Here is a 24,963-nt window from a genome sequence, read left to right on the forward strand (position 1 = left end):
CATCCGCCTGCCGGCACCGACCGGGGTCGAGCCACGGGTCTCGACCCGTCCTTCGGACCCCGCTTGCGGGGCGAAGGGGACTTGCCGCAACCCCTCCGTTCCTCACCAAAGTGGCGCGGGGCACGTCCCCTCGCCCCGTTTTTACGGGGAGAGGGTTAGGGTGAGGGGCAAATCATTGAAACTGACTAGCAATTAGGACGACTGCGTGCCGCCGCCGGTCAGGATCTGCAGCGCCGGCGATTGCTGGGTGGCGTTCTGGACGTCGTACATGGCGGTAAAGCGGCGCAGCAGCTTGTCGACCTTCTTCGGATCCTGGAGATCCTCGAGCTTGACGAAGCGGTTGAGGAGGTCGGCCTGTTTGGTGACATCCATGCCCGACATCTGCGAGGGCAGGCTGTAAGCTGTGGTGATAACCTGATAGAGCGCCTTGTCGCCGAGGATCGAATAGATCGAGGTGATGCTCGGGGCCTTGCGGCTGAAATAAAGCGCCAGGCGCACACCATCGTTGCTTTCGCCCTGCTGGGCTTCCATCGTCTGCTGGACGTAGAGCTCCTGGGTGTGCTCCTCGGCCGCCTTGTTCTGGATGGTGCCCATCTTGGCGCGGGTGAGATTGCCGTCCTTGTCGAAGTTGAAGGCGGCGACGATATCCTGGAAGCGCGCATCGGCCTTGGCGTTCAGGTAGCTCTTCTTGTCGTCGGGATCGGAGGTGAAGATCTTCTTCAGCGTCGCCTTGTCGTAATCCTTCGGGTCGAGATTGTTGGCTTTCAGCACCAGATCCGTCAGGCGGCTGTCGTCGAGGAAATCGTCGAGCGACTTCACCTTGGCCATGCCCTTGGCGAAATAGTCGACTTCGGCAGTCGCGTCCTTCGATGCCTTGTCCTTTACCGGGCCGGCCTTCAGCAGCATGGTCATATGCGCCTTGTAGTCGGTGGCGTATTTGGCCATGGTCGCGTCGGGCAGCGCCTGGAAGGGTGATGCCGCCTTGCCGTCCGGGCCGAAATTGAAGGCGCGGGCGAGATTAGTGATGCGTTCGTCCTTCAGCGAGGCGATATAGCCGTCCGGATCATAGGCGTCGCTCGTCAGGATCTTGCGCATCATCGAGCGCGGCACGTCCTGGTCGGTCAGGCCGAAGGCCTGCAGCGCCACATGATAGGGATCCGGCAGATTGTCGTTGCTCTTCTTGAAATCGGCCGTGGCATTGGTGCGCAGGAAATCGTTGACGGATTTGATCTCGGCAGTATCGAGCAGGCTCGTACTGTCGGCCATCATGCTCGAGTAGTTGGAAGCAACCTCGTCGATCGCCTCTTCGCGCTCGTCGTCATAGCGCGCCATATAATTGTCATTGGTGGTCTGCGCCTGATCGGCCGTCTGGACCGAGCTTACAACCGGCAGCGATCCATCGGCGGCGAAGTTGAAATCGGCGTTGAGATCGGCATAACCGGCGGCTGAGGCAGCCGTCGCATCGGTCAGGTAGCTCTTCAGGTCGGCGTCCGAGATATTCAACGGCAGATTATAGGTGCTCTTCAGGAAATTGGTGATGGCGGGATCGGCGATGAGATCGTCGACATTGGCGATCGTCGCCATCCGGGCGGAATAGTCGTCGGTGCGCGCTCCGGCGGCAAATTTCGTGTTGCGGATCTGGGTGTCCGTCTGCGCCGCCAGTCCGTCCTTGAGAGAGCCGTCGGCCTTGAAATTGAAGGCGGCGGCGACGTCGGCATAGGTGCCGGTGCCGCTCTGATCGGTCAGGATGCTGCGAAGAGCGACGTCGGTAACGGTGGACGGGATGCCGAAGGCGTTGCGCACGAAATTGTTCAGCTTCTGGTCCGCCAGCAGCTGATCGACATTGGCGATGCCTGCGATGGTCGCCTGGTAATAGACGGCCGCATTGTCGGCCTTGCTGGCGGTGCTGGCACTTTGCGCGGCCGTCTGCGAGGCGTAGAGGGTGGCGATCGAACCGTCCGTCTTGAAATTGAAGAGATCGTGGACGTCGCTATAGCCCTGGGCGCTGGCAGCGGCGGGATCGACGAGGAAGGTCCTCAGCGTCGCATCGGAGACGCTGTCGGCGACCTGCATGCTGGTTCTGAGATAGCTGACCGCAACGGGATCGGACATGATGTCGTCGACACTGGTGACACTGTCGATCATGGCGTTGAAGTGGGCCGCGTTCGCCGCCGATTTGTCGGTGGTCGACTTGCGCTGCGTGTCCGTCTGGATCACCGACCCGTTGATCGAGCCATCCGCCTGGAAGTTGAAATCGGCGTTGAGATCGGCATGGCCTTGCGCGGCGGCATAGGCGGAGTCGGTCAGGATGTTCTTCAGATCGGCATTGCTGAAATCCGTGCCGAGACCATAGGCATCCTTGATGTAGCGCGCCATGTTTCCGTCGGCGAGCAGGGCGTCGACATTGGTGATGCCGCTCGATTGAGAGGTCACCTTGTAGTAGTTGGCAGTCTGCGACGCCGCCGACGACAGCTTGTTTGCCTGATCGAGCGTCCGGACGCGCGCCGTGCTCGAGGTGGAGCCGTCAGCCTTGAAGTTGAAGGCGTTGTAGACATTGGTAAAGCCCATCAGCTGGGCATAGCCGGGGTCAGTCAGGACCGTGCGCAGTGCTGCCGCGGTGAAATCGGCGCCCATGCTGTAGGCGGTCTTGATGTAGGAGGTCAGACGTTTGTCTGCGACCAGATCGTCGACATTGGTGATCGTGCCGATCTTGGCGGTATAATAGGCCTGGTTATAGTCGGCCGCCGTCTTGTTGACGTAGACGACGTCGGAACCGACCGAATTGTCGATGATGACCGACTGGGAATTCAGCGTGTAGGTTTCGATGACCGAAGCCTTCTGCGCCGCGGTCTGGGCCGTGCCGGTAACCGTGCCGTCGGCGTTGAAGCTGAACTGGGCGGCAAGCGCCTTGTACTTGTCGCCGCCCTGCGTGTTGACGACGCTCGTGGGGTCGCTCAGATCGCTCGTCAGCACCTGGCGCAGAAAATCCTTCGACGCATAGGTGGGATCGATGTTGAACGTCTTCAGCACGTAGGTGCGAAGCCTCGTGTTGTTGACCAGATCGTCGACGGTCGTCACGCTGTCGATATTATTGCCGTAATAAGTGCTCTCTGCGGACGTCGCCTTGTCGGCATCGATGAAGGACTGCTTGTAGAGGCCGATCAGATCGTCCTCCTGCGCGTCCGTCTGCACGTCCTTCTCGGGCGCATTAAAATTGAAGGCGGAAGCGAATTCGCGATAGCGCGTATCAGAGAGCTTGTTGGCGTAGCTGTTGGGGTCGGTGAGATCGCTTTCCAGCACCTTCTTCATGAAGGCCTTGGCATAGGTCATATCCTCAAGACCATAGGCTTTCATCGCATAGCTGTAGAGCTTGTAATCGCCGAGGAAGTCGTCGACCGAAGTGACCTTGTTGATATGATCGGCGTAGTATTCGGCGTCCTTCTTGACCGTCGCCTGCGACGCGACCTTGTTCAGGCTCGACGTCATATCCTTCGACAGGATCGTGTAAGCGAGGGAGGCCGTAATCATCAAATGCGCCCTTTTCGGCAAAATCTCTAAAAGAACGAACTGCTGGTAAGCATATTTTGCCACGAAAAACTTACCTGAGCCTTACCTCAGGATGCATCACTTCAGCACAGCATGGCGTTCACCTTCCGGAAACCCTGCCGGATTCGGTTTTGATAACCATCAGAGGACGCAAAGTTTTCTTAACCGCAATTTTTAAGCTGTACGGAACGGCAGGCCCCTATTGTCGGCCATAGAGGACGAAAAGTCCCAAGGAGAAGACCGGAAATCGGCTCTCAGGTAAGACAAGGGTAGAATGACATGAACAATCCCGTAATGAAGCCCGCCTGGGCTGGTACGACGTTACGCCTCGATCCGTCCCGCTTTCCGCAGCAGGTCAGCTACGCCATCCATGATTGTTCGGATGACGTGAATATTACCATAGACGAACGCGGCGCGGTCCTGCGCAAGGTCCTCCCCTCCAGCGGCCTGCCGCTCTCGATTGCGCTGCCGAAGCGCGTCTTCCAAGGTGTCGCCGCCCGCGCCATCGACCATGGCGACGGCGAGGTTACCGTCACCCTCGAACTCCATCATGCCGATCCGGAACTGTGCATTCCGCTGCTCGTCGCCCATGATCTCAGCGATATCGCCGCCGACTGGCGCGGCTGGTCGGAAGCATTCCGCATTCCGATGCTGATGGTCGAGGCCGACGGCGTCGCCCGGCCGCTCGAAGACCATATCGGCGGCTTGCGCACCAGCGATCTCAAACCGCGCCGCCGCCATTCCTACTTCGCCAACCGCCGCCCGCGCTTCCTCGTGCGCCGCACCACCGGCCGGCTCGGCGTCGCCATGAAGATCGAAGGCAAGGAAATCATCGCCCGCAACTGAGCGATTTCGCGACACTTCGTTTCGCACGCATTTGAAACCCGGCGCCCGCGCCGGGTTTGTCTTTTCACGCATCGCCCCATTCAGGGAATGGCGAAGAGCAGCGAGACGAAGAGGCCGAAGAAGATGATCAGGCCGACGCGATTGTTCGACTTGAAGAGCGCCAGGCATTGGGCGGCATCATTGATATCGAGCCGGACGATCTGCCAGGCGAACATGCCGGCGGCCCCGAACAGGGCCAGGAAAGCGATCAGATTGGCGCCGGCAAGCGCGAAAGCGGCAAACATCAATACCAGCGTCAGCCCATAGAGGCCGATCAGCCATACCCGCGTCCTGTCGCCGAACAGGCGCGCGGTGGAACGGACGCCGATCAGCTCGTCGTCCTCCTTGTCCTGATGGGCGTAAATCGTGTCGTAACCGATCGTCCAGGCCACCGAGGCGGCATAAAGCAGGACAGCGGCAAAGGAGAGGCCGCCCAAAATGCCGGCCCAGCCCATCAGCGCACCCCAGGAGAAGGCAAGCCCCAGGTAGAATTGCGGCCAGTCGGTGAAGCGTTTGGCGTAGGGATAAAGCGCCACGATGCCGAGCGAGAGCACGCCGAGGAAGACGGTGAACCAGTTGAACTGCAAGAGCACGAAAAGCCCGACGAGGGCCTGCAGGCCAATGAAGATCTTCGCGTGGGCGCGCGTCACCCGGCCGGAGGGAAGCGGACGCGAGCGCGTGCGGGCCACCTCCATGTCGATCTGGTGGTCGACAAGATCGTTATAGGTGCAGCCGGCGCCACGCATGGCCACGGCGCCGATGAAATAGAGCAAAAGGTGGGACACCAGCAGGCTGCCGGAATAGAGCCCCTCGCCGATCGCCGCATTGGCGGCAAGGGTTGCCGACCAGAAGCACGGCCACATCAGCAGCTGCCAGCCGATCGGGCGATCCCATCGCGCCAGCTGTGCATAGGGCCAGAGCCATGGCGGCAGGATCCGGTAGACCCAGTTATCGGAAGGTGCGTCGGAAACGCGATCGTGGAAGTCGCCGGTATCTTGCATGCCGCCATCTAGCGACCGGCCGGCGATCCGGTCAAGAAGCGATCTCTTGTCTTATGCGTGTCGTTATCCCGGAACCGCTGCACACTTCCGGGCGACATGCATTGGATGTTTAATGCATGTCGTTATCCCGGAACCGCTGCACACTTCCGGGCGACATGCATTGGATCACTGCAGGGAGAAATTGAACTTGTAGGTCGCCGAGACGCCGATCAGGACCTGGTTCTTGGAGCCGCGGTCGCGCACCAGGCTGCTGTCGGCGGCGGGACCGGCCAGCCGCTTATATTCGAGGAAGGAGCTTGCCGAGAGATTTTCGGTCGCCTTCCACGTCAGTGCTGCGCCGGCGCCGTAAGACTGCATGCCCGCCGTCGGCTTGTAAGGATCAAGGCCGCTTTCGGCGGCGTGCTTGGCGCTGACGCCATAATAGGCGTCGTAATAGCCCCTTGTCGCAAATGTCGCGCGCGGGCCACCTGACAGCTGCAGGTCGGGCGCGATATCGGTGAAGGCATCGATCGCCAGATCGGCGACAACGCCGTCATGCGAGCGGATGCCCTGGCGGACTTCGGCGCGGGCGCGCAGGAAATCGGTGGGGTAGACTTCTAGGAAACCGCCGGCCTCAGCCCCCCATTTGACCTTCCTCAAGCCCTTCAGCTCATGGCCGTCGCCCTCGTCGCGCGATGGCACGAACTTGCCGACGATGCCGGCGCGGAAGGCGCCCTTGTCGATCAGGGCGAAGGAGGGATTGTCGTTACGCGATGAAAAACGCGGGCCGGCGCCTTGGCGGCCGACCGAGATCAGTGGGCTGAACTTGAATTCATTGTGCGACGAGCCCTCGAATTTTGGCGCCGAGAAGCCGGCGACGCCGACGTTCAGATACCAGTCGCCCGACCAGAAATGCTGGCCGCTTTCCTGCGCCGCCGCTGAACCGAAAGATAAAAAGGCAATAGCCAAAGAGATCGATACGACTGATCGATGAGACACGTCCGCACTCCAGAAAACGCAAAAACAAAGCCGCGGAGAGCGGCGACGGTTACATTTATAGTGGGGTCGTTACCCCAATGTTAACCACGGGGGACAAAGGGCGCTAATGAAAGTCATGTCGTCGGCCCCACACGGCTGATGGCATCCTATCTCTGATTCCACCGGCGAATGACCGGTTCCGTCAGATCGTGTTCGTAACCGAGCACGCTGATGCTGGCCGTATCCAGCACGAAATGCGCGCCGCCTTCCGGCGGCAGGCCGAGCCAGCGGGCGGCGAGCACGCGCAGGAAATGCGAGCTGGAAAAGATCAGGATGCTGTCCGCCGCCTCGCGAAGCGCGTGGATGATGCTATCTGCGCGAGCGCCGGCGTCGGCCGCCGTTTCGCCATTCGGGCAACCGTCGCGAAAGAGCTGCCAGCCGGGGCGCTCCGCCAGGATTGCCTTCGTGGTGACGCCTTCATAAGCGCCATAGTCCCATTCGGCGAGATCGTCGCGGATCACCGCGCCCGATCCGAAGCCGGCGAGCGCGCAGGTTTTACGGGCACGCGCCGACGGGCTCGACCAGACGGCGGAGAAGGCGTGGCCGGCGAGTCGCTCGGCAAGCTTGCGGGCGGCGGCCTCACCATTCGCCGTCAGCGGAATATCGCTGCGGCCGGTATGGCGCCCGGACAGGCTCCATTCGGTTTCTCCGTGTCGAACCAGGTAGATCTCGGGAAACGCACTGCTCATCGGCATGTCCTTTCATCGCGTCCGGCTGCCGCTCAGAAGGTCACCTTTTCCAACGGCGGGCGCCTCGCCTCGAATTCCTTCAGCTTGGCTTCGTTGCGGGCGATGTAATTGCGGTTGTCGGGAACGGTGAACTGGTTCTTGGCGATCTGGATCTGCAGGATGAAGAGCTCGTCCCAGCGGAAGCCCATTTCCGAGCCGGCCAGGTAGAATTCCCACATGCGGAAGAACTGCTCGTCGTAAAGCGCCACCGCTTCGGCCTTGCGGGCCACGAAGCGCTCGCGCCAGTGACGCAGCGTATAGGCATAATGCAAAGGCAGGATTTCGACATCCCTGACCAGGAGCCCGGCCTTTTCGAGCGGCGGCAAGACTTCGCCGACGGAAGGGATATAACCGCCGGGGAAAATATATTTCTCGATGAAGGCATTGGTGCCGAAACTCGGCTTCGGGCGGCCGATCGAATGCAGCACCATGACGCCGTTGTCGTCGAGCAGATCCGACACCTTGCGGAAGAAATTGGGGTAATTGCCGATCCCGACATGCTCGAACATGCCGACCGAGACGATGCGGTCGAATTTTCTGCCCGTCAGGGTGCGGTAATCCTGCAGCTCGAAACGCACGCGCTCGGCAAGGCCGCGCTTTTCAGCACGAGTGCGGGAGACCTTCAGCTGTTCTTCGCTGAGCGTAATGCCGGTGAAATCGGCTCCCTCCGTCGCCTCCGTCAGGTACATGCCCATGCCGCCCCAGCCGGAGCCGATCTCCAAGATGCGTTGGTTCGGCTCGAGCAGGAGCTTGGCGGCAATATGGCGTTTCTTGGCGAGCTGCGCCTCGTCGAGCCCGATGCCCGGGGGTTCGAAATAGGCGCAGGAATATTGCCAGTCCTCATCTAGGAAGAGGTCGAAGAGCTTGGCTGACAGGTCGTAATGATGGGCGACATTGTGCTTGTTGCGATTGACCGGCACGCGGCTCTTCAGCTGCTGCCAGGCAATTCGGCCCAGAAGCAGTGCTGCCATCTTGAAATCGAAGATCTCGTTGGTGGTGTTCTGTTTCACCATCGACAGGAAATCGTAGATATTGCCCTCTTCGAGAATGAACCGGCCCTGCATATACATCTCGCCGAGCTTCATCGTCGGGTCGCGCCGGATGGCGTCCTCGGCCTCCTGATCGGCGAGGCGGGCGGCAACCATGTCTCCGCTACCGTCGCCGATCAAATAAGTGTCGCCATTGGCAAGGGTAAGTTTCAACGAACCCTTGCGGATGATTTGCTGGACGATCGAAAGGAAAGCCGACGCCATGGACGCCTCGCAAATGTGACAGGATGGTCACATCAACTTAATAACTCTCCTTCGCCTTACAAGCGCCGGATTTAGCACTCCGTTCAGAACGTTGCCAAACTGTTGCATTTTTGCCGAAATACAGGCTAAACCCTTATTTTCGCTTCATCGCTTCGGCCAGTGCCGCGCCAAAAGCACCCTGGCTCTCCGGCTTGGGAGCGGCAGGCCGGCGCTCGTTCTGTGGCCGCGAGCCCTGGTTTCCGCGAGAATCACCACGCGGCGGCGGCGCTGCAGAACCGTCGTCGCGCTTCATCGACAGAGCGATGCGCTTACGCTTGGCGTCGACCTCGACGACCCGCACCTTGACGACATCTCCCGCCTTGACCACCTCGTGCGGATCCTTGACGAAGCGGTCGGCAAGCTGGGACACATGCACCAGACCGTCCTGGTGCACGCCGATATCGACGAAGGCGCCGAAGGCGGCGACGTTTGTCACAGTGCCCTCCAGCATCATGCCGGGCTTCAGGTCGGAAATTTCGTTGACGCCCTCGGCGAAGGTGGCGGTCTTGAAGCTCGGACGCGGGTCGCGACCAGGCTTTTCCAGTTCCGAGATGATGTCCCTGACGGTCGGCAGGCCGAATTTCTCGTCGATGAACTGGCGCGGATCGACCGATTTCAGCACGGCGCTGTCGCCCATCAATGCGCGCAGGTCACGGCCGCAGGCGGCGACGATCTTCTTGGCGACGCCATAGGCCTCCGGGTGAACGGAGGAGGCGTCGAGCGGCTCCTTGCCGTTGGGGATGCGCAGGAAGCCGGCGCATTGCTCGAAGGTGCGGCCGCCGAGGCGGGCAACCTTCAACAGATCGCGGCGCGTCTCGAAGCGGCCCTCGTTGTCGCGGTGGCGGACGATGGCGTCGGCGATCGAGGGCCCGAGGCCGGAGACGCGGGACAGCAGCGGCGCCGAGGCGGTATTCAGATCGACGCCGACGGCGTTCACCGCGTCTTCGACCACAGCATCGAGCGAACGCGACAGCTTCTGCTGGTCGACATCGTGCTGATACTGGCCGACGCCGATCGACTTCGGCTCGATCTTGACGAGTTCGGCGAGCGGATCCTGCAGACGGCGGGCGATCGAGACGGCGCCGCGCAGCGACACGTCGAGATCGGGAAACTCGGCCGCTGCGGTTGCCGAGGCTGAGTAGACCGAGGCGCCGGCTTCCGAGACGATGACCTTGGTCGGCTTCGGCGCCGGCAGTTCGGCCAGCATGTCGGCCACCAGCTTTTCGGTCTCGCGGCTGCCGGTACCGTTGCCGATCGAAATCAGCTCGACATTGTGCTTGCGGATCAGCGATGCGAGCTCGATCTGGGCGCCGCGCACATCGTTTCGCGGCTGGAAGGGATAGACCGTCGATGTCGCAACCACCTTGCCGGTGCCGTCGACGACGGCGACCTTGACGCCGGTGCGGATGCCGGGATCGAGACCCATGGTGGCGCGCGAGCCGGCGGGGGCGGCGAGCAGCAGGTCCTTGAGATTGCGGGCGAAGACATGGATCGCCTCCTCTTCGGCCCTCTCGCGCAGCTCCCGCATCAGGTCGAGCGACAGCGACATGGAAAGCTTGACGCGCCAGGTCCAGCTCGCGACCTCTATCAGCCAGCGGTCGCCGGGGCGGCTTGCGCCGATCTCATAGGCCGCAGCGATCATGCGTTCGACCGGCTTGTTCGGCGAGGCGGTCTCGGCGTCGGCCTCGATCGTCAGCGTCAGCACCTCCTCGTTCCAGCCGCGCAGCATGGCGAGCGCGCGGTGGCCGGGGGCGGTCGCCCAGCGTTCGGAATGGTCGAAATAATCGGAAAATTTTTCGCCCGCCGCCTGCTTGCCGTCGACGACCTTGGCCTTCAGCAGCGACGCCTGGCGCATATGGGCGCGCAATCTGCCGAGCAGATCGGCATTTTCGGCAATGCCTTCGGCGATGATGTCGCGCGCGCCTTCGAGCGCCATCTTCACATCGGGCACATCAGCCGTGACGAAGCTTTCGGCAAGCGCCGCCGGTTCCCGGCCGCGCTCGGCAAGGATCGCCTCGGCAAGCGGCCCGAGGCCGCGTTCGCGGGCGATTTCGGCGCGGGTGCGCCGCTTCGGCTTGTAGGGCAGGTAGAGGTCTTCGAGCTCGGCCTTGGTTTCGGCGCCTGAAACCTTCGCCATCAGCTCGTCGGTCATCTTGCCCTGGCCGGTGATCGATTCGACGATCGCGGCGCGCCGGGCCTCGAGTTCACGCAGATAGACCAGCCGCTCGGCGAGATTGCGCAGCTGCGTATCGTCGAGCCCGCCCGTCACTTCCTTGCGGTAGCGCGCGATGAAGGGCACGGTGGCGCCTTCGTCGAGCAGCTCGATGGCGGCTTTGGCCTGTTCCGGACGAGCGTTGATTTCGGCCGAGATGCGGGCTGCGAGAAAACGGAGGTCAGCGGCCATAGGATTTCCTATTTCGACGAAAGTTGCGGGACCATAGCGGCGAAAAGCGGCAAGGCAATGCCCGACTGTGGTTTCCACAGCGGAAGTTATTGGATTGGGGGATCATCGGCATTGCGCCGCGTAGCCCCCTCATCTGCCTGCCGGCACCTTCTCCCCCAAGGGGAGAAGCGAAATCGTAGCAGCGTCTCGCCCTCCTGGAGGTACTGTTTGCGGAGCCGAGGGCAAGCGGCCTGCTCCTGTCTTCTCCCCAGCGGGGAGAAGGCGGCCCGAAGTGTCGGATGAGGGGGCCACACGGCACAACGCCTACCAACCGTTCACCCCATTGCTCTCTTCCGTTTTTGCGGTTGTGCAGATGCGGCATTCTTTGATAGCAGAAGCAACGTTTTGGATCGCCCTGCCCGCGGGCGCAAGGAAAAGTGTGACATGCCAAACCTTCTTCTCGAACTCCGCTCCGAAGAGATTCCGGCCCGCATGCAGCGCAAGGCTGCCGGCGATCTGAAGAAGCTCGTCACCGATGCGCTCGTCGAAGCGGGTCTTTCCTATGAGGGCGCCCGTGAATATTGGACGCCGCGGCGGCTGGCGCTCGACATTCACGGCCTGACGGCGCGCTCGGCCGACGTGCGGGAGGAGCGCAAGGGGCCGCGCACCGACGCCAATGAGAAGGCGATCGAAGGCTTTCTGCGCGGCGCCGGCCTTTCGTCGATCTCCGAGGCGCAGGTGGTCAGCGATCCGAAGAAGGGCGATTTCTACGTCGCGGTCATTTCCAAGCCCGGCCGCGCGGCGGAAGAGATCGTCGCCGAGGTGATGCCCGGCATCATCCGCGATTTCCCCTGGCCGAAGTCGATGCGCTGGGGCAAGGCGTCCTCCAAGGCCGGTGCTCTGCGCTGGGTGCGGCCGCTGCAATCGATCGTCTGCACCTTCGGCCCCGAGCATGAGGAAACCACCGTCATCCCCTTCGAGATCGACGGCATCATCGCCTCCAACATCACCTACGGCCATCGTTTCCACGCGCCCCAGGCGATCACCGTCCGGCGCTTCGACGATTATGCGGCAAGCCTGGAAAAGGCAAAGGTCATCCTCGACGCCGAGCGGCGCAAGGATATCATCCTGCACGACGCCCGCGACACCGCTTTTGCCAACGGGCTGGAGCTTGTCGAAGACGAGGGCCTGCTGGAGGAAGTCTCCGGCCTCGTGGAATGGCCGCAGGTGCTGATGGGCAGTTTCGAGGAAGATTATCTCTCCATCCCCTCCGAGATCATCCGGCTGACCATCAAGACCAATCAGAAGTGCTTCGTCACCCGCAAGCAGGGTGAGGAAACGCTGTCGAACAAATTCATCCTGGTTTCCAATATCCAGGCACATGACGGCGGCAAGGAAATCGTCCACGGCAACGGCAAGGTGGTGCGGGCCCGGCTTTCGGATGCGCTGCATTTCTGGAAGCGCGACCAGGGCGACCTGCCGGATCTGGAGACTTTGAAGGCGTCGGCAGCAAAATTCGACCTCGACCTGAGGAAGCCGCTCGACCAGCGCATGGCCAAGCTCGATGCGCTCGACGTGACCTTCCATGCCAAGCTCGGCACGCAGGGCGCACGTGTCGCCCGCATCCGCGCGCTGGCGGAGGAATTGGCAAAGATCACCGGCGCGGATGCGGCTCTCACCGATCGCGCCGCCGTGCTCGCCAAGGCCGATCTGCGCACCGAAGCGGTCGGCGAATTCCCCGAACTGCAGGGCCTGATGGGCCGCAAATATGCGGCGCTGCAGGGTGAGAATGGCTCGGTTGCCGCAGCAATCGAAGACCACTACAAGCCGCAAGGCCCGTCGGACCGCGTTCCCGCCGACAAGGTCGCGATCACCGTCGCGCTCGCCGATAAGCTGGACACGCTGATCGGCTTCTGGGCGATCGGCGAAAAGCCGACAGGTTCGAAGGATCCCTTCGCGCTGCGGCGTGCCGCCCTCGGCGTCGTCAGGATCCTGCTGGAGCGCAATGTCAGGCTGCCGCTGCTGAAGATCATGAGCCGGACGTCGCTGCTCGCCAAGACAGGCGGCGAGTCCGTGTTTTCATTCGCAGGCGATCCGGCCGAGACTTGCTTCGACCTCCTCTCCTTCTTCCACGATCGCCTGAAGGTCTATCTGCGCGACCAGGGTGCCCGCCACGATCTGATCGACGCCGTGCTGACGGCCGATGCCGACGATCTGTTGATGGTGGCCCGCCGCGTCGAAGCGCTGACGGCCTTCATCACCTCGGAGGACGGCAAAAACTTGCTTGCCGGCACCAAGCGCGCCACACAGCTGCTCGCCGCCGAGGAGAAGAAGGGCACTGTGATCGCCGATGCCGTTTCGCCGGCGCTGCTGAAGCTCGATGCCGAGAAGGAGCTGTTCGCGGCAATCTCCAGTGCGTCGACGGAAGCGGCCAATGCCGTCGCCGGAGAAGATTTCCGCTCGGCGATGGCAGGGCTTTCCCAGCTGCGCGGCCCGGTCGACCGCTTCTTCGAAGACGTGCTCGTCAACGACGAGGACGCGGCCATCCGCGCCAACCGCCTGGCTCTGCTGCGGCTGATCCGCGAAGCGACGGGGACGGTGGCGGACTTCTCGAAGATCTCGGGGTGAGAGCGGGTTGGGTCGGTAATCTTTCTACCTCTCAAGTTGGGCCTACGGCTGCCGGGTTAGCACCGGAATTTGCCCCTCACCCTCACCCTAACCCTCTCCCCGTTCTGACGAGGAGAGTCGAGGTGCCCTGCAAGAGCTTGTGGGGAACGGAGAGGTCGCGGCATATCCCCTTCGCCCCGTTTACGGGGAGAAGGTGCCGGCAGGCGGATGAGGGGCTGCTCCCGCCGGGCGATTTCATCCATGACGACGCCGGCGCCGGCATTTTATCAGATCACGAGATCAAACGCGTTGCTGAATGTTTCCAAAACAGTACGGCCGCCGGAAACCGGCGGCCGCACAGGCTCTGGTGATGGAACTCGCGGGGCCGTTTAAGCGGCGCGACGACCCTGATGCATGGCCGGAGCCGCGCCGGACCTGCCGACGCGGAAGCCGCGGATCAGATCAAGCAGCTCGTCGGTGTCGCTGGCCAGCGTTTCGGCCGATGCCGTGGTTTCCTCGGCCATGGCGGCGTTCTGCTGGGTAGCGGCGTCGAGTTGGTTCATCGACGATGAGATCGAGCGCAGCGTCGTGTCCTGCTCGGAGGCGCTGTGGGCGATCTTGGCGACGATCTCGTTGGCGGCCTTGATCTGGTCGGAGATGCGCTTCAGCGCCTCGCCTGCCTCGCCGACCAGGCGGACGCCGTGCTCGACCTGGCTGGAGGAGCGGGCGATCTGGTCCTTGATCTCCTTGGCCGCGGCGGCGGAGCGCTGGGCGAGTTCGCGCACTTCCTGGGCGACGACCGCAAAGCCCTTGCCGGATTCACCGGCGCGGGCCGCCTCGACGCCGGCATTCAGCGCCAGGAGGTTGGTCTGGAAGGCGATTTCGTCGATGACGCCGATAATCTTGGTGATCTCCGACGACGATTTCTCGATGCCGCTCATCGCCTCGATCGCCTGGCCGACGATCGCATCGCTGTGGGTGGCCTCGTTGCTGACCGAGTGGACGCGCTTGCTCGCCTCATGGGCCCCATCGGCCGTCTGGCGGACGGCGACGGTGAGTTCGTCGAGGGCCGCCGAGGTTTCCTCGAGGCTCGCCGCCTGGCGCTCGGTGCGCTGCGACAGCTCGTTGGAAGCGCGGCGGATTTCTTCCTTGCTGGTGCCGATATCGGCGCCCTTGGCGCTGACCTTGGCCATGGCGGCTTCGAGATGCGACAGCGCATCGTTGAAGTTGTCGCGAAGGGCGGCATATTTCTGGCCGAGATCGGCGCAGCGGACGGTGAGATCGCCACGGGCAATCATCTCCAACGCCTGGCCGATCGTCGCCATCACGCGGACCTGGAGTGCCGTCTCGTCCTGTTGCTGGCGCTGATTGTTTTCGCGCTCGTTTTCCAGCGCCAGCTGCTGGGCCGCCTCGCGATCCGACATCGCATGGCGTTCGCGGATCTTTTCCTGCAGCGACTGCGTGGCTTTCGCCATCAAGCCGACCTCGTTGTTCATGGCCGTATGCGGGATGGCGATGGAAACATCCTCTTCGGCGACAGCCTTCAGCGCTGCGTGGACGCTGTTGAGAGGGCCGGAAATGCCACGGATTACGACGTAGGCGGCCGCCATGGCAAGGAAGAACAGAACGATGCTGCCGGAGAGCGCGGTCAGGATCGTGCTGTGGATCTGCGCATCGAGATCGTCCATATAAACCCCGGTGACGACGACGACTTTCCATGGCTCGAAGGCCTGTCCATAGGCCGTCTTGCGATAATCGCCGGCCGGCTCGCCCGGCTTGCTGGTGGAATAAAATTCGACGAGACCGCCGCCCCGCTGGCCGAGCTTGACCAGTTCCTCGCGGTAGAGCTTGCCCTTGCTGTCCGGCTGGCCCTTGAGGTTCTGCCCGACTTTCGCGGCGTCGTAGTGGAACAGCATCTGGACGTCATAGCTATAACCGAAGAAATAGCCGTCCGGATCGTATTTCATGCCGTTGACGGTGGCGTAGGCCTGCTTCTGGGCATCTTCGAGCGTCATTTCGCCCGCGGTGACCTTAGCCTGGTAAAGCTTGAGAACGGAGACCGCCGACTGAACCTCGGCGCGGAGCATGTCATAACGCTCCTTGTAGATCGCATCGACCGAGGAACGGATTTGCAGGGACGTGGCAACTGCAAAGGCGATCATCAGGCCGACGACCAGCAGTATGAGCTGCTTCGATATTTTCAGATTTTTCATGACGCCTCGCAACGGGAACGGTGAGTGCAGTCCGGTGCGGTTTCCTACCGCCTGTGCGAGCGCGCCAAAACGGCGACGCATCTACCGCTGCTCAAACAACATGCTGCGACCGGGTAAATAACCATTGGGGCTCACCCCATAAGAAATGTTTAATTTTATTATAAGTGACGGGAATTTCCCTAAAATTTCAGGGGTCGACTGAGAAGCAAAACGCTCGATGTTCGCCGATAATTGGATCTCATTTGCTTGAAGTTCTTGAATAAGTTGTTGTCTGCGAGCCGGACGCAAACCGCCTAGGTTTTCGCCATCACGCACAAAAGAGAATGCACCCCCGCTTCTCTTCGAGGGTGCATTCGGTCCACCTGAGGTGGAACCCCAAACGATCGAAACCTTGATCGGGCAGGGGCAGGGAACTTTAGAAACGCAGCTTGAATTCCGAAACGTTCAGGGCTGCCGGTTGTTCCGCCATGCCGGCCACAACAGGCTTGGCATCGCCGCCGATGACGGCCGCGGTCGTCGCGCTCATATCGATGCCATCCGCGGATGGGGCTGAAGGCGCGGCAGCGATCATCGCTTCCGGTGTCGCCTTGCTGACGAAGACGACGGGCGAGCCGCCCATCCAGCCTTCGGTGCGATAGATTTTCTTTTCGCCGCCGACATCGCGGACTTCACTCGCCTGGAGGACACCGGGCTTCAGCTCCGGCACCGTATAGTCCTTCTTGACGAGTTCGGCCTGGAGCGGCGGGCAAGCGGCACAGCTTTCGGTGATGATGCTGCCTTCAGCCGGCGCCGCGGTCTTGCCGATCACCTCGATCGAGGAAGCCATCGCCGAACCTGCCATCAGCAGGATTGCCGCACCGAGGAAAATCTGACGCATCAACGCAACTCCGTCTCACTATGAGAGCGGTATAGCGCAGCTTTGTTTCCATCCCGTCAGGGGAAAGGGTAAAAATTTAAAGAACGCGGCGGTTTATACTGTGTCCGCACCTGTTTCGCGCTCGATCGCCCGCCAGCCGATGTCGCGCCTGGAGAAGCCGTTTTCCCACTTGACCCTGTCGAGCAGCGCGTAAGCGCGATCCCTGGCCTCGGCGACCGTGCCGCCTGACGCGGTAACGTTCAGCACGCGCCCGCCGGTCGCAACCAGCGCGCCGTCCTTCAGGCCCGTGCCGGCATGAAACACCTTCTCGCCCTCGCCTGCCTCAGGCAGGGAGAGGATCGGCGTGTTTTTCGCGTACGCGCCGGGATAACCCTTCGAGGCCATGACCACCGTCAGGGCCGGATCGTCGCTCCATTCGGCGCTCACCTGGTCGAGCGTGCCGTTGGCGGTGGCGAGCAGCAGCGGCAGCAGATCGCTCTTCAGCCGCATCATCATCACCTGGCATTCGGGATCGCCGAAGCGGACATTGTATTCGATAAGCTCCGGCCCCTTGCTGGTGATCATCAGCCCGGCGAAAAACACGCCAGAGAAGGGATGGCCGCTCTCGGCCATGCCGCGCATCGTCGGCTCGATGATTTCCTTCATAGTGCGCTCGACCATGTCGGCGGTCATGACCGGCGCCGGCGAATAGGCGCCCATGCCGCCGGTATTGACGCCGGTATCGCCCTCGCCCACCCGCTTGTGATCCTGGGCGGTCGCGAGCGGCAGCGCATTCCTTCCGTCACAAAGGCAGAAGAAGCTCGCCTCCTCGCCGTCGAGATAGGCTTCGACGACGACTTCGGCGCCGGCAGCGCCAAAGGCGCCCTCGAAACAGTCGTCGACGGCAGCCAAGGCTTCATCCAGCGTCATCGCCACCGTCACGCCCTTGCCGGCGGCAAGGCCATCGGCCTTGACGACGATCGGTGCGCCCTGATCGCGAATATAGGCCTTGGCCTTCGGCGCATTGTTGAAGCGCTGATAGGCGCCTGTCGGAATGCCGTAGCGGGCGCAGATATCCTTGGTGAAACCCTTGGAGCCCTCGAGCTGGGCGGCGGCTGCCGAGGGTCCGAAGACGGTCAGGCCATCGGCGCGCAGCCGGTCGGCAAGGCCGGCAACGAGCGGCGCCTCGGGGCCAACGACGACGAAATCGATCGCCTTGTCCTTACAGAAGGCGGCAACCGCTTCATGATCCTCGATGTTGACGGGCGCGAGCACGGCGTGTTCGCCAATGCCGGGATTGCCGGGCGCGGCATAGAATTCACTCAGCAACGGCGATTGCGCCAGCTTCCAGGCGAGCGCATGCTCGCGTCCGCCCGATCCGATCAACAGAACCTTCATGCGCCACCCTTTCCTTTTGCCTCTGGCGGTTAAGGGCCAAGGGGCGAAAGGTCAAGCGGGAAAGCTTACCAGCCCCCGCCTCCCCCGCCTCCGCCACCGCCCCCCGACGAACCGCCGCCGCCAAAACCGGAGGACGAGCTCGACGGCGGCGGCGAGGGTATGGTCGAGGCGATGGTCGAGGCCATCGACGAGGAAAAGCCGCCGACGCGGTCGGAGAAACTGCCGCTGTTGAAATTGCCGGAATACCAGGCGGGCGCATAGGCGGCGGCCGCACCGGCCGCGGCGGCTGCAAGCCAGGTCTCGAAGGTGCGCGACCAGGGTTTCTCGACACCGAGCGCCACCGCATAGGGCAGCAGCGTCTCGAAATGCTGCGGCGACATTTCAGGCGCGCCTGCCGTGTTCATGCGGTCTTTTTCGGCCAGCGTCAGATATTGGCGCAGGCCGTCTATGCCGTCCATCATCCGGGCGCCAAGCGGGGTCGGCGCGCCCATGATGAAGAAATAGAGGATGTTGAGCAGCACGATGCCGCCGACGGCAAAAAGCATCGGCGTTTCGTGCAGTTGCACCAGCGACGAAGCAAGCGCCAGGACGACGACGGCAAGAATGCTGATGCCGACGAAAACACCGACCGCCGTGGCAATGATGGCGACGATCTTGCCGAACAGCGAGTTACCGCGATGCATCGACCTCATGAAACCGGCGACGAAGACGGCAACGAAAACCGCGATCGCCGTCGGGACCAGCATCAGAGCGATCGTGTCCGGCTGCAGCGAGCCGAAAACGAACAGCGCCACCAGGGAAGCGGCGCTGAGCGCGATGCCGCCTGCGGTATAGGCCAGGTTGGAATTGTAATATTTGCCGCGATGCTCCTTCTCGATCGCCGAACGGAAGGCCTGGCCGACGGATTTGACGCGCTCGCCATTGGCCTTGTCGATCGTCAGCGTCCTGCCTGCGCCACCGACAGCTTTCAGAAGCTCGGTCTCGCCGGCCTGGAATTTCTCCTTGCCGAGCGCTTTGCCCGTGCCCTGGATGACGATCGAATTCTTCAAGTCTTCGAGCTTGACGTAGCCGCGGACCGCAAGATTGAGCGCGGTTGAAGCAAGCGCCGTCCAACCTCCGCCGGAGAAACCCTTGTTGTCGATGTAGTTGACCAGCGCCGGCGAGATGCCCTCAGGCGCGTCCCAGCGCGGCACGACGACGCCGCGGGCGGGATCGCGGCCGACCTTCAGCCAGGAACGAGTGTAATAAGCGAAAACCAGGATCAAGCCGCCGAAGCCGATGAAATAATTGCGGTTATCCTTGAGCCACCAGGTGCTTTCCATATCGGCGCTCGGCGGATCGATCGAACCCTTCGGCATGCGGATCGCGAAGGTCAGGCCCTCGCCGGCGGCAAGCGGCGCGGTGGTGGCAAAGACCAGGCCGGCGCCGGCTTCATCGACGCGGGCGTTCTTCCCCGTAGCGCCCTGAGGGCCGGTAAAGAAGACCGTGTCGGTGGCGGCAACACCCGGCGGCAGTTGCACCGTCGCCGTGGCCGACCGGATCGGGAAGATCCAGCCATTGCCGGTGACGTTCCAGTAGAGTTCGGCATGATCGTCGAAATAGCGGATCTGGCGGTTGGTCTTGTAGGTGAAGACGTAGCGGTGACGGCCCGGCGTCACCGACACATCGGCGGAACCGGCATAGATGCGGATGCCGCCGGAAATCGATTCCGTGTGCCAAGGCTCGTCTTCGCCGTCGCGGGTGACCGACACCATATCGAAATCGACGCTACGGCGACGGCCTTCGGCGTCGGTGAAATAGAGCGGGAAGTCACGGAAGATGCCGTGATTGATCCGGTTGCCCTCGGCATTGACGGTGATCGTTTCCGCCACCGTCATCGCGCCGCTCTTTTCGAGCGTGATGGCGGAGGCGAAACTGTCGATGACCTCGGCGGCGAAAGCCGCCGGGGCCGCCAGCATAAAGAGCAGAGCAAAACAAAATCCGAAAAACCGACGCCCCATCCCTGTCTCCCCGCCGGCAGCCTCGGCTGCTTCTAGTCAATCCTTGTTCTGATATGTCACGCCGAGGGCGGCGAGCGTCCGCCAATAGGCGGGGAAGGTCTTGCCGACGCAATCGGGATCAAGAATGGTGATGCCGTCGATCTTCAGGCCGGCGAGCGCGAAGCTCATGGCGATACGATGATCGGCGAAACTGTCGATCTCGGCCGGAAGACGCTTTCCCGCAAGGGCCGGATCGGACTTTACGATCAGATCGTCCCCCTCTTCGCGGGCAAGGCCGGGGAGAATGCGGTTGAGGCCGGAGGAAAGCGCCCGGATGCGGTCGCATTCCTTGACGCGCAGATTGGCGATGCCGACGAAGCGCACCGGCGTCTCGTTGAAGGCGGCAAGCACGGCCAGCGTCGGAACGGCATCCTGCATCTGCGAGCCGTCGATTTCGGGGGGCAGCTGCGGAAAGCGGGCGATCATGTCGTAGGCGCGCGCGTCCGGCTGCGAAAAAGCGTCGGCGGGAACGCCGAGATCGATCGCACCGCTGGTCAGAACTTCGGCGGCCCAGAGATAGGTCGCAGCCGAGGCATCGGGTTCGACGATGAAGTCGGCGGCGCGGTAGCCGGTCGGCTCGACCCGCCAGGTGACCGGGCTGGTCTTTTCGACCTTGGCGCCGAAGGCTTTCATCGCCGCCGTGGTCAGATCGATATAACCGAGTGCGCCGATATCCTCGCCGACGAGCTCGATATCGACCGGCCGGTCGCCGCCGGCCGCCATCATCAGCAAGGCCGAGACATATTGGCTGGACAGGCCGCCATCGATGCGGATGCGGTCGGCCTGGAAGCGGCCGGTGCCCTTGACGGTGACCGGCGGGCAGCCGGTCTCGGCGGTCGCATCGATGCCGAGCGTGCGCATCGCCTCAACCAGCGGGCCGATCGGGCGCTTGCGCATATGTTCATCGCCGTCGACGATCACGGTGCCATCGACCAAGGCGGCGGCCGCCGTCAGGAAGCGTGTCGCCGTGCCGGCATTGCCGAGGAAGAGCGGTGCTTTCGGCGGCTGGAGCCTGCCGCTGCCGGTGACGACGAAGGTTGTGTCGTCGGGCTCGTCGATCGAAACGCCCATGGCGCGCAGCGCATCGGCCATATAGCGCGTATCGTCGCTCTTCAGCGCGCCGGTCAGCCGGCTCGTGCCCTTGGCAAGGCCGGCGAGCAGCAGCGCCCGATTGGTGATCGACTTGGAGCCCGGCGGCATGGCGCGGCCCGAAAGCGGCTTGTCCGGCGGGATGATCGTGAGTTTGGCTGTACGTGTCATGCTGTTCTTCCGTCCATCGTGCCGCTGCACAGTTTTGCGCGACATGCTCTTGCCGGCCGCAGTCTGCCCCTGCTCTTAATCGCTTTTTCGCAAAGGCAAAATGCCGGATCGTCAGAATTTAACGCTGGGGACGGCGCGATCGGCCTCGTTGGTGATTTCGAAATAGTCCCGCTTGGCAAAACCGAACTGGCCGGCGACGAGATTGGAGGGGAAGCTTTCGACCTTGACGTTGAGGTCGCGGGCCGCACCGTTGTAGTAACGCCGCGCCATCTGCAGCTCGCCTTCCATGGTTTCGAGCGAAGCCTGCAGCTCGGCAAAATTCTGGTTGGCCTTGAGATCGGGATAGGCCTCGGCGAGCGCGATGACCCGGCCGAGCGCCTGGCCTAGCAGCCCTTCCGCCTGCGCCCTGCCGGCGACATCACCTGCTGGCACGGCCTGCGCCTTGTTGCGAAGCGCAACCACCTCTTCGAGCGTCGACTTTTCGTGGGCGGCATAACCCTTGACCGTCTCGATCAGGTTCGGGATCAGATCGGCGCGGCGCTTCAGCTGCACGTCGATGCCCGACCAGGCTTCTTCAGCCATCTGCCGCGAGCGAACCAGGCCGTTGTAGATGAAGACGACATAGAGGGCGACCAAAACGATGACGCCAAGCGCAATATACATCGCGAATCCCCTGCAACGAAGTAATCTTGGTGCAAAGACTACGCAGGATTCCCAGTTGCCGTCAAACACCGATATGCGCGAGAATTCGGGCCGTCGTCTGCTCCGGCGAAAGGTCCGTCTTATCAATTTCGACCGTGTGCTCAGCCAGTCCGCGCAACAGTTTATAGTTTGCCCGGAGCTGTTGCAGCCTCGCCGTATCCGTCAGCTTGAGCGCCTCCGATCGGCCGGGGGAGACGAGGCGCCTGGCATTTTCCTCCGGCGCGCAGTCGAGGAGAACTGCGACCAGATCCGCGCCCCTGCCGGCAGCCAGATCGAGATACCAGGAAAACGTCGCACTATCATCCGCGTCATCCGCAAGAGCATCGGTAAAGACGAAGCTGTCGGCCGGATCGGCACGCACGGCATGGTCGAAAACCGCCAGCAAACGGCCGACGGTCAGCTTCCCGGTGCCTGGCCAGCCGTTGATATGGACAATACGGCTGGCAGGCTTTTGCGTCACGCTGCCTCTTTGCCCAGATTGACGCCGCCGGCGTCGGTCAGGAGGAAGGCTTCGCCGCAGGCCTTGGCGAGCGTGCGCACGCGCAGGATATAGCTCTGGCGTTCGGTGACCGAGATGACGCCGCGGGCATCGAGCAGGTTGAAGACGTGGCTGGCCTTGATGCACTGGTCATAGGCGGGGAAGACGCATTTGTGCAGGCGCTGGTTGGCGTTGTCGCCAGGCGCGCCGGCATCGAGCAGCGCTCGGCATTCCTTCTCGGCATCGACGAAGTGGCGATGCAGCATCTCGGTATTGGCGAATTCGAAGTTGTGACGCGAATATTCCTGCTCGGCCTGCAGGAAGACGTCGCCATAGCTGATCTTCTCGTCGCCTTCGCGGCCGTTGAAGTTCAGGTCGTAGACATTGTCGACGCCCTGGACATACATGGCGAGGCGCTCGAGGCCATAGGTCAGCTCACCGGCGACCGGCGCGCATTCGATGCCGCAGACCTGCTGGAAATAGGTGAACTGCGAGACTTCCATGCCGTCGCACCAGCATTCCCAGCCGAGGCCCCAGGCGCCGAGCGTCGGGCTTTCCCAATCGTCCTCGACGAAACGGATGTCGTGCAGCAGCGGGTCGAGGCCGATCGCCGCGAGCGAGCCGAGATAAAGCTCCTGCAGATTGGGCGGGTTCGGCTTCAGGATGACCTGATACTGGTAATAATGCTGCAGGCGGTTCGGGTTTTCACCATAGCGGCCGTCGGACGGGCGCCGCGACGGCTGGACATAGGCGGCCTTCCAAGGCTTGGGGCCGAGGGCGCGCAGAGTGGTGGCCGGGTGGAAGGTGCCGGCGCCGACTTCCATGTCGTAGGGCTGCAGCACCGCGCAACCCTTGTCCGCCCAGTAGCTGTGCAGGGTCAGGATCAGCGCCTGGAAGGAGCGCTTCGGGTTCATATGGTCTGGGATGGCTGACATGAAACGGCACCGATTGCGTGGGGATTATCGGCGCGACAGGTGCCATGGAGGGCGGCGGGGGTCAAGGGTTTTGCGAGAGTGGACCGGCCCGTATGGAGAGGGTCTCTGCCCTCACCCTAGCCCAACGGGGGACGTGCCCTGTGAGGCGTCGGTGCGGGACGGAGAGGTCGCGGCATATCCCTTCTCCCCAGCGTGGAGAAGATGCCGGCATGCAGATGAGGGGTTAAGCGGCAAAGCCGCGAATGCGCTGAGCGCAACCGAAGGGCAATTAATGCCGTGCCGTGCGGCCCCCTCATCCGACCCTTCGGGCCACCAGCCTGGGCGAGCCACCGGTCTCGCCCGTCTTTCGGACCCCCGCTGGGGAGAAGGGAGAATCGACGCCCTATTCCTCATCCCGCTTCAGCCGGTATTCGCCGGTGACAGGATCCTTGACCAGCGTGCCGATTGCGCCGGTCTGGCGCTCCCTTTCGGCGCGGCGCGATTTTTCGGCGAGCTTGCGGGCATCGGAGACGAAGCGGCGGTAGAGCCACCAGGCCGAGAAGACCAGGACCAGGATGGTGATAAGCTGCGCCATTTCCCTCTCTCGCTCCCCTCAAAGCCCGAAACGGCTCCACAATGCTCTTTCTTCGGCCGCTTCGACAAGCCCCGTCGCGAGACCGGATGCCGCACTTTCGAGCGAGACCGGCGACACGCCGGGAACACGGCGGCCGAACAGGCCGCGGCCGGCGGCGACGAGTTCCAGCTTGGTCTTCTGGCCGTAGCGCCGCTTCAATTCCTGGCGCATGTCGCCGAGACCGTCGACGAGGCCGAGTTCGAGGCCGCGGGTGCCGCTCCAGAACAGGCCTGAGAAGACCGCCGCATCGTCCCTCAGCTTGCCGGCGCGGCGCTCGCGCACCATCGAGATGAAGACCTGGTGGATTTCGAGCTGCAGGCTCTTCAGATATTCGATGTCCTTTTCCTTTTCCGGCTGGAACGGATCGAGGATCACCTTGTTTTCGCCCGCGGTGTAGACACGGCGCTCGACGCCGATCTTCTTCAAAAGTTCGGGAAAGCCGAAACCGCCGGAGACGACGCCGATCGAGCCGACGATCGAGGTGGCGTCGGCAATGATCTCGTCGCCGGCGAGCGCGATCATATAACCGCCCGAGGCGGCGACATCCTCGACGAAGACCAGGACCTTCTTCTGCTTCTCGCGGGCGAGTTCGCGAATGCGGGTGAAGATCAGGCGGGACTGGACGGGCGAACCGCCCGGCGAATTGATAGTTATGGCAACCGCCGGCGCGTCCTTCATGGCGAAGGCCTTTTCCAGAACCGGAGCGACATTGGCGAGATTGAGGGCCGGCCGAAACGGGCCGCCGCCGCTGACGATCGGCCCCTGCAATCTGACGACCGGGATGGTGATGCCGTTCTTGCGGAACCGTTTCGGCAGCAGCTTTCTCCAGAATCCGGCCATCTCTAATCCTTCGCTTTCGGGTCGCACGATCACGTCAATGACGATCGGCATCCATGTATGCGCTGGAACGACAAACGCAATGGCCGCGTTCTCGAAAACATCGGCCCTGAAAACAGCGGATTGATTTTCTTGTTGCGAATGACTTGCATTATCATTCTAATTCGTCATAG

18 protein-coding genes are annotated in these 24,963 nt (G+C 62.4%); 2 read left to right on the forward strand and 16 right to left on the reverse strand.

Annotated features, from left to right (window positions below):
* Positions 1–192: 192 nt before the first annotated feature.
* Entirely contained in the window at positions 193–3,528 is a 3,336-nt protein-coding gene (locus FHX03_RS02760) for a DUF1217 domain-containing protein (protein WP_183852523.1), read from the reverse strand.
* Positions 3,529–3,825: 297 nt separating this feature from the next.
* On the opposite strand from FHX03_RS02760, the gene FHX03_RS02765 reads away from it, so the two are divergent.
* Positions 3,826–4,392: a DUF6101 family protein gene (locus FHX03_RS02765; protein WP_012556768.1), complete on the forward strand. Its 567-nt coding sequence runs from the start codon at positions 3,826–3,828 to the stop codon at positions 4,390–4,392.
* A gap of 80 nt (positions 4,393–4,472) precedes the next feature.
* Here the strand turns inward: FHX03_RS02765 and ubiA are convergent, their stop codons facing one another.
* The 5 genes from ubiA to FHX03_RS02790 all read right to left on the reverse strand — a co-directional run bounded on the left by ubiA (position 4,473) and on the right by FHX03_RS02790 (position 10,873).
* Complete coding sequence (gene ubiA, locus FHX03_RS02770; RefSeq protein WP_097624049.1) at positions 4,473–5,432, reverse strand: 4-hydroxybenzoate octaprenyltransferase; 960 nt, start codon at positions 5,430–5,432, stop codon at positions 4,473–4,475.
* 165 nt (positions 5,433–5,597) lie between these two features.
* Positions 5,598–6,410, reverse strand: coding sequence for a MipA/OmpV family protein (locus FHX03_RS02775; protein ID WP_097624048.1), 813 nt, complete (start codon positions 6,408–6,410; stop codon positions 5,598–5,600).
* 146 nt (positions 6,411–6,556) lie between these two features.
* The gene (locus FHX03_RS02780) at positions 6,557–7,138 is read right to left on the reverse strand and encodes a histidine phosphatase family protein (RefSeq protein WP_097624178.1); all 582 of its coding nucleotides are present in this window, start codon (positions 7,136–7,138) and stop codon (positions 6,557–6,559) included.
* 32 nt (positions 7,139–7,170) lie between these two features.
* Positions 7,171–8,430, reverse strand: a complete 1,260-nt coding sequence (locus FHX03_RS02785; protein WP_183777271.1) for an SAM-dependent methyltransferase — start codon at positions 8,428–8,430, stop codon at positions 7,171–7,173.
* 133 nt (positions 8,431–8,563) lie between these two features.
* A complete protein-coding gene (locus FHX03_RS02790) occupies positions 8,564–10,873 on the reverse strand; it encodes a Tex family protein (protein WP_183852525.1) in 2,310 nt (769 codons plus the stop codon).
* A gap of 423 nt (positions 10,874–11,296) precedes the next feature.
* Between FHX03_RS02790 and glyS the strand changes: the two genes are divergently transcribed.
* Positions 11,297–13,480: a glycine--tRNA ligase subunit beta gene (gene glyS, locus FHX03_RS02795; protein ID WP_183852527.1), complete on the forward strand. Its 2,184-nt coding sequence runs from the start codon at positions 11,297–11,299 to the stop codon at positions 13,478–13,480.
* 368 nt (positions 13,481–13,848) lie between these two features.
* Here the strand turns inward: glyS and FHX03_RS02800 are convergent, their stop codons facing one another.
* The 10 genes from FHX03_RS02800 to FHX03_RS02845 all read right to left on the reverse strand — a co-directional run bounded on the left by FHX03_RS02800 (position 13,849) and on the right by FHX03_RS02845 (position 24,793).
* Positions 13,849–15,672 (reverse strand): methyl-accepting chemotaxis protein, encoded by a 1,824-nt coding sequence (locus FHX03_RS02800; RefSeq protein WP_097624044.1) that lies wholly within the window; start codon positions 15,670–15,672, stop codon positions 13,849–13,851.
* Positions 15,673–16,087: 415 nt separating this feature from the next.
* A complete protein-coding gene (locus FHX03_RS02805; protein WP_097624043.1) occupies positions 16,088–16,549 on the reverse strand; it encodes a plant virulence effector HPE1-like domain-containing protein in 462 nt (153 codons plus the stop codon).
* A gap of 93 nt (positions 16,550–16,642) precedes the next feature.
* Positions 16,643–17,926 (reverse strand): phosphoribosylamine--glycine ligase, encoded by a 1,284-nt coding sequence (purD, locus tag FHX03_RS02810; protein WP_183852529.1) that lies wholly within the window; start codon positions 17,924–17,926, stop codon positions 16,643–16,645.
* 65 nt (positions 17,927–17,991) lie between these two features.
* The gene (locus FHX03_RS02815) at positions 17,992–19,926 is read right to left on the reverse strand and encodes a DUF2207 domain-containing protein (protein WP_183852531.1); all 1,935 of its coding nucleotides are present in this window, start codon (positions 19,924–19,926) and stop codon (positions 17,992–17,994) included.
* A gap of 36 nt (positions 19,927–19,962) precedes the next feature.
* On the reverse strand, positions 19,963–21,225 hold the full coding sequence (locus FHX03_RS02820) for a 3-phosphoshikimate 1-carboxyvinyltransferase (RefSeq protein ID WP_183777265.1): 1,263 nt from the start codon (positions 21,223–21,225) through the stop codon (positions 19,963–19,965).
* 111 nt (positions 21,226–21,336) lie between these two features.
* Positions 21,337–21,888, reverse strand: coding sequence for a LemA family protein (locus FHX03_RS02825; RefSeq protein WP_088678510.1), 552 nt, complete (start codon positions 21,886–21,888; stop codon positions 21,337–21,339).
* A 61-nt stretch (positions 21,889–21,949) separates the two neighbouring features.
* The gene (locus FHX03_RS02830) at positions 21,950–22,387 is read right to left on the reverse strand and encodes a nucleoside kinase (protein ID WP_097624038.1); all 438 of its coding nucleotides are present in this window, start codon (positions 22,385–22,387) and stop codon (positions 21,950–21,952) included.
* Positions 22,384–23,340, reverse strand: a complete 957-nt coding sequence (locus tag FHX03_RS02835; protein WP_010069596.1) for a glycine--tRNA ligase subunit alpha — start codon at positions 23,338–23,340, stop codon at positions 22,384–22,386. The genes FHX03_RS02830 and FHX03_RS02835 overlap by 4 nt, the downstream gene beginning before the upstream one ends.
* A 382-nt stretch (positions 23,341–23,722) precedes the next feature.
* On the reverse strand, positions 23,723–23,914 hold the full coding sequence (locus tag FHX03_RS02840; protein WP_003588221.1) for a hypothetical protein: 192 nt from the start codon (positions 23,912–23,914) through the stop codon (positions 23,723–23,725).
* Between the two features lie 18 nt (positions 23,915–23,932).
* Positions 23,933–24,793: a S49 family peptidase gene (locus FHX03_RS02845; protein WP_097624177.1), complete on the reverse strand. Its 861-nt coding sequence runs from the start codon at positions 24,791–24,793 to the stop codon at positions 23,933–23,935.
* Positions 24,794–24,963: the final 170 nt, after the last annotated feature.

This window comes from Rhizobium sp. BK456 (genome assembly GCF_014194045.1).
GTDB classification, from domain to species: Bacteria; Pseudomonadota; Alphaproteobacteria; order Rhizobiales; family Rhizobiaceae; genus Rhizobium; species Rhizobium redzepovicii.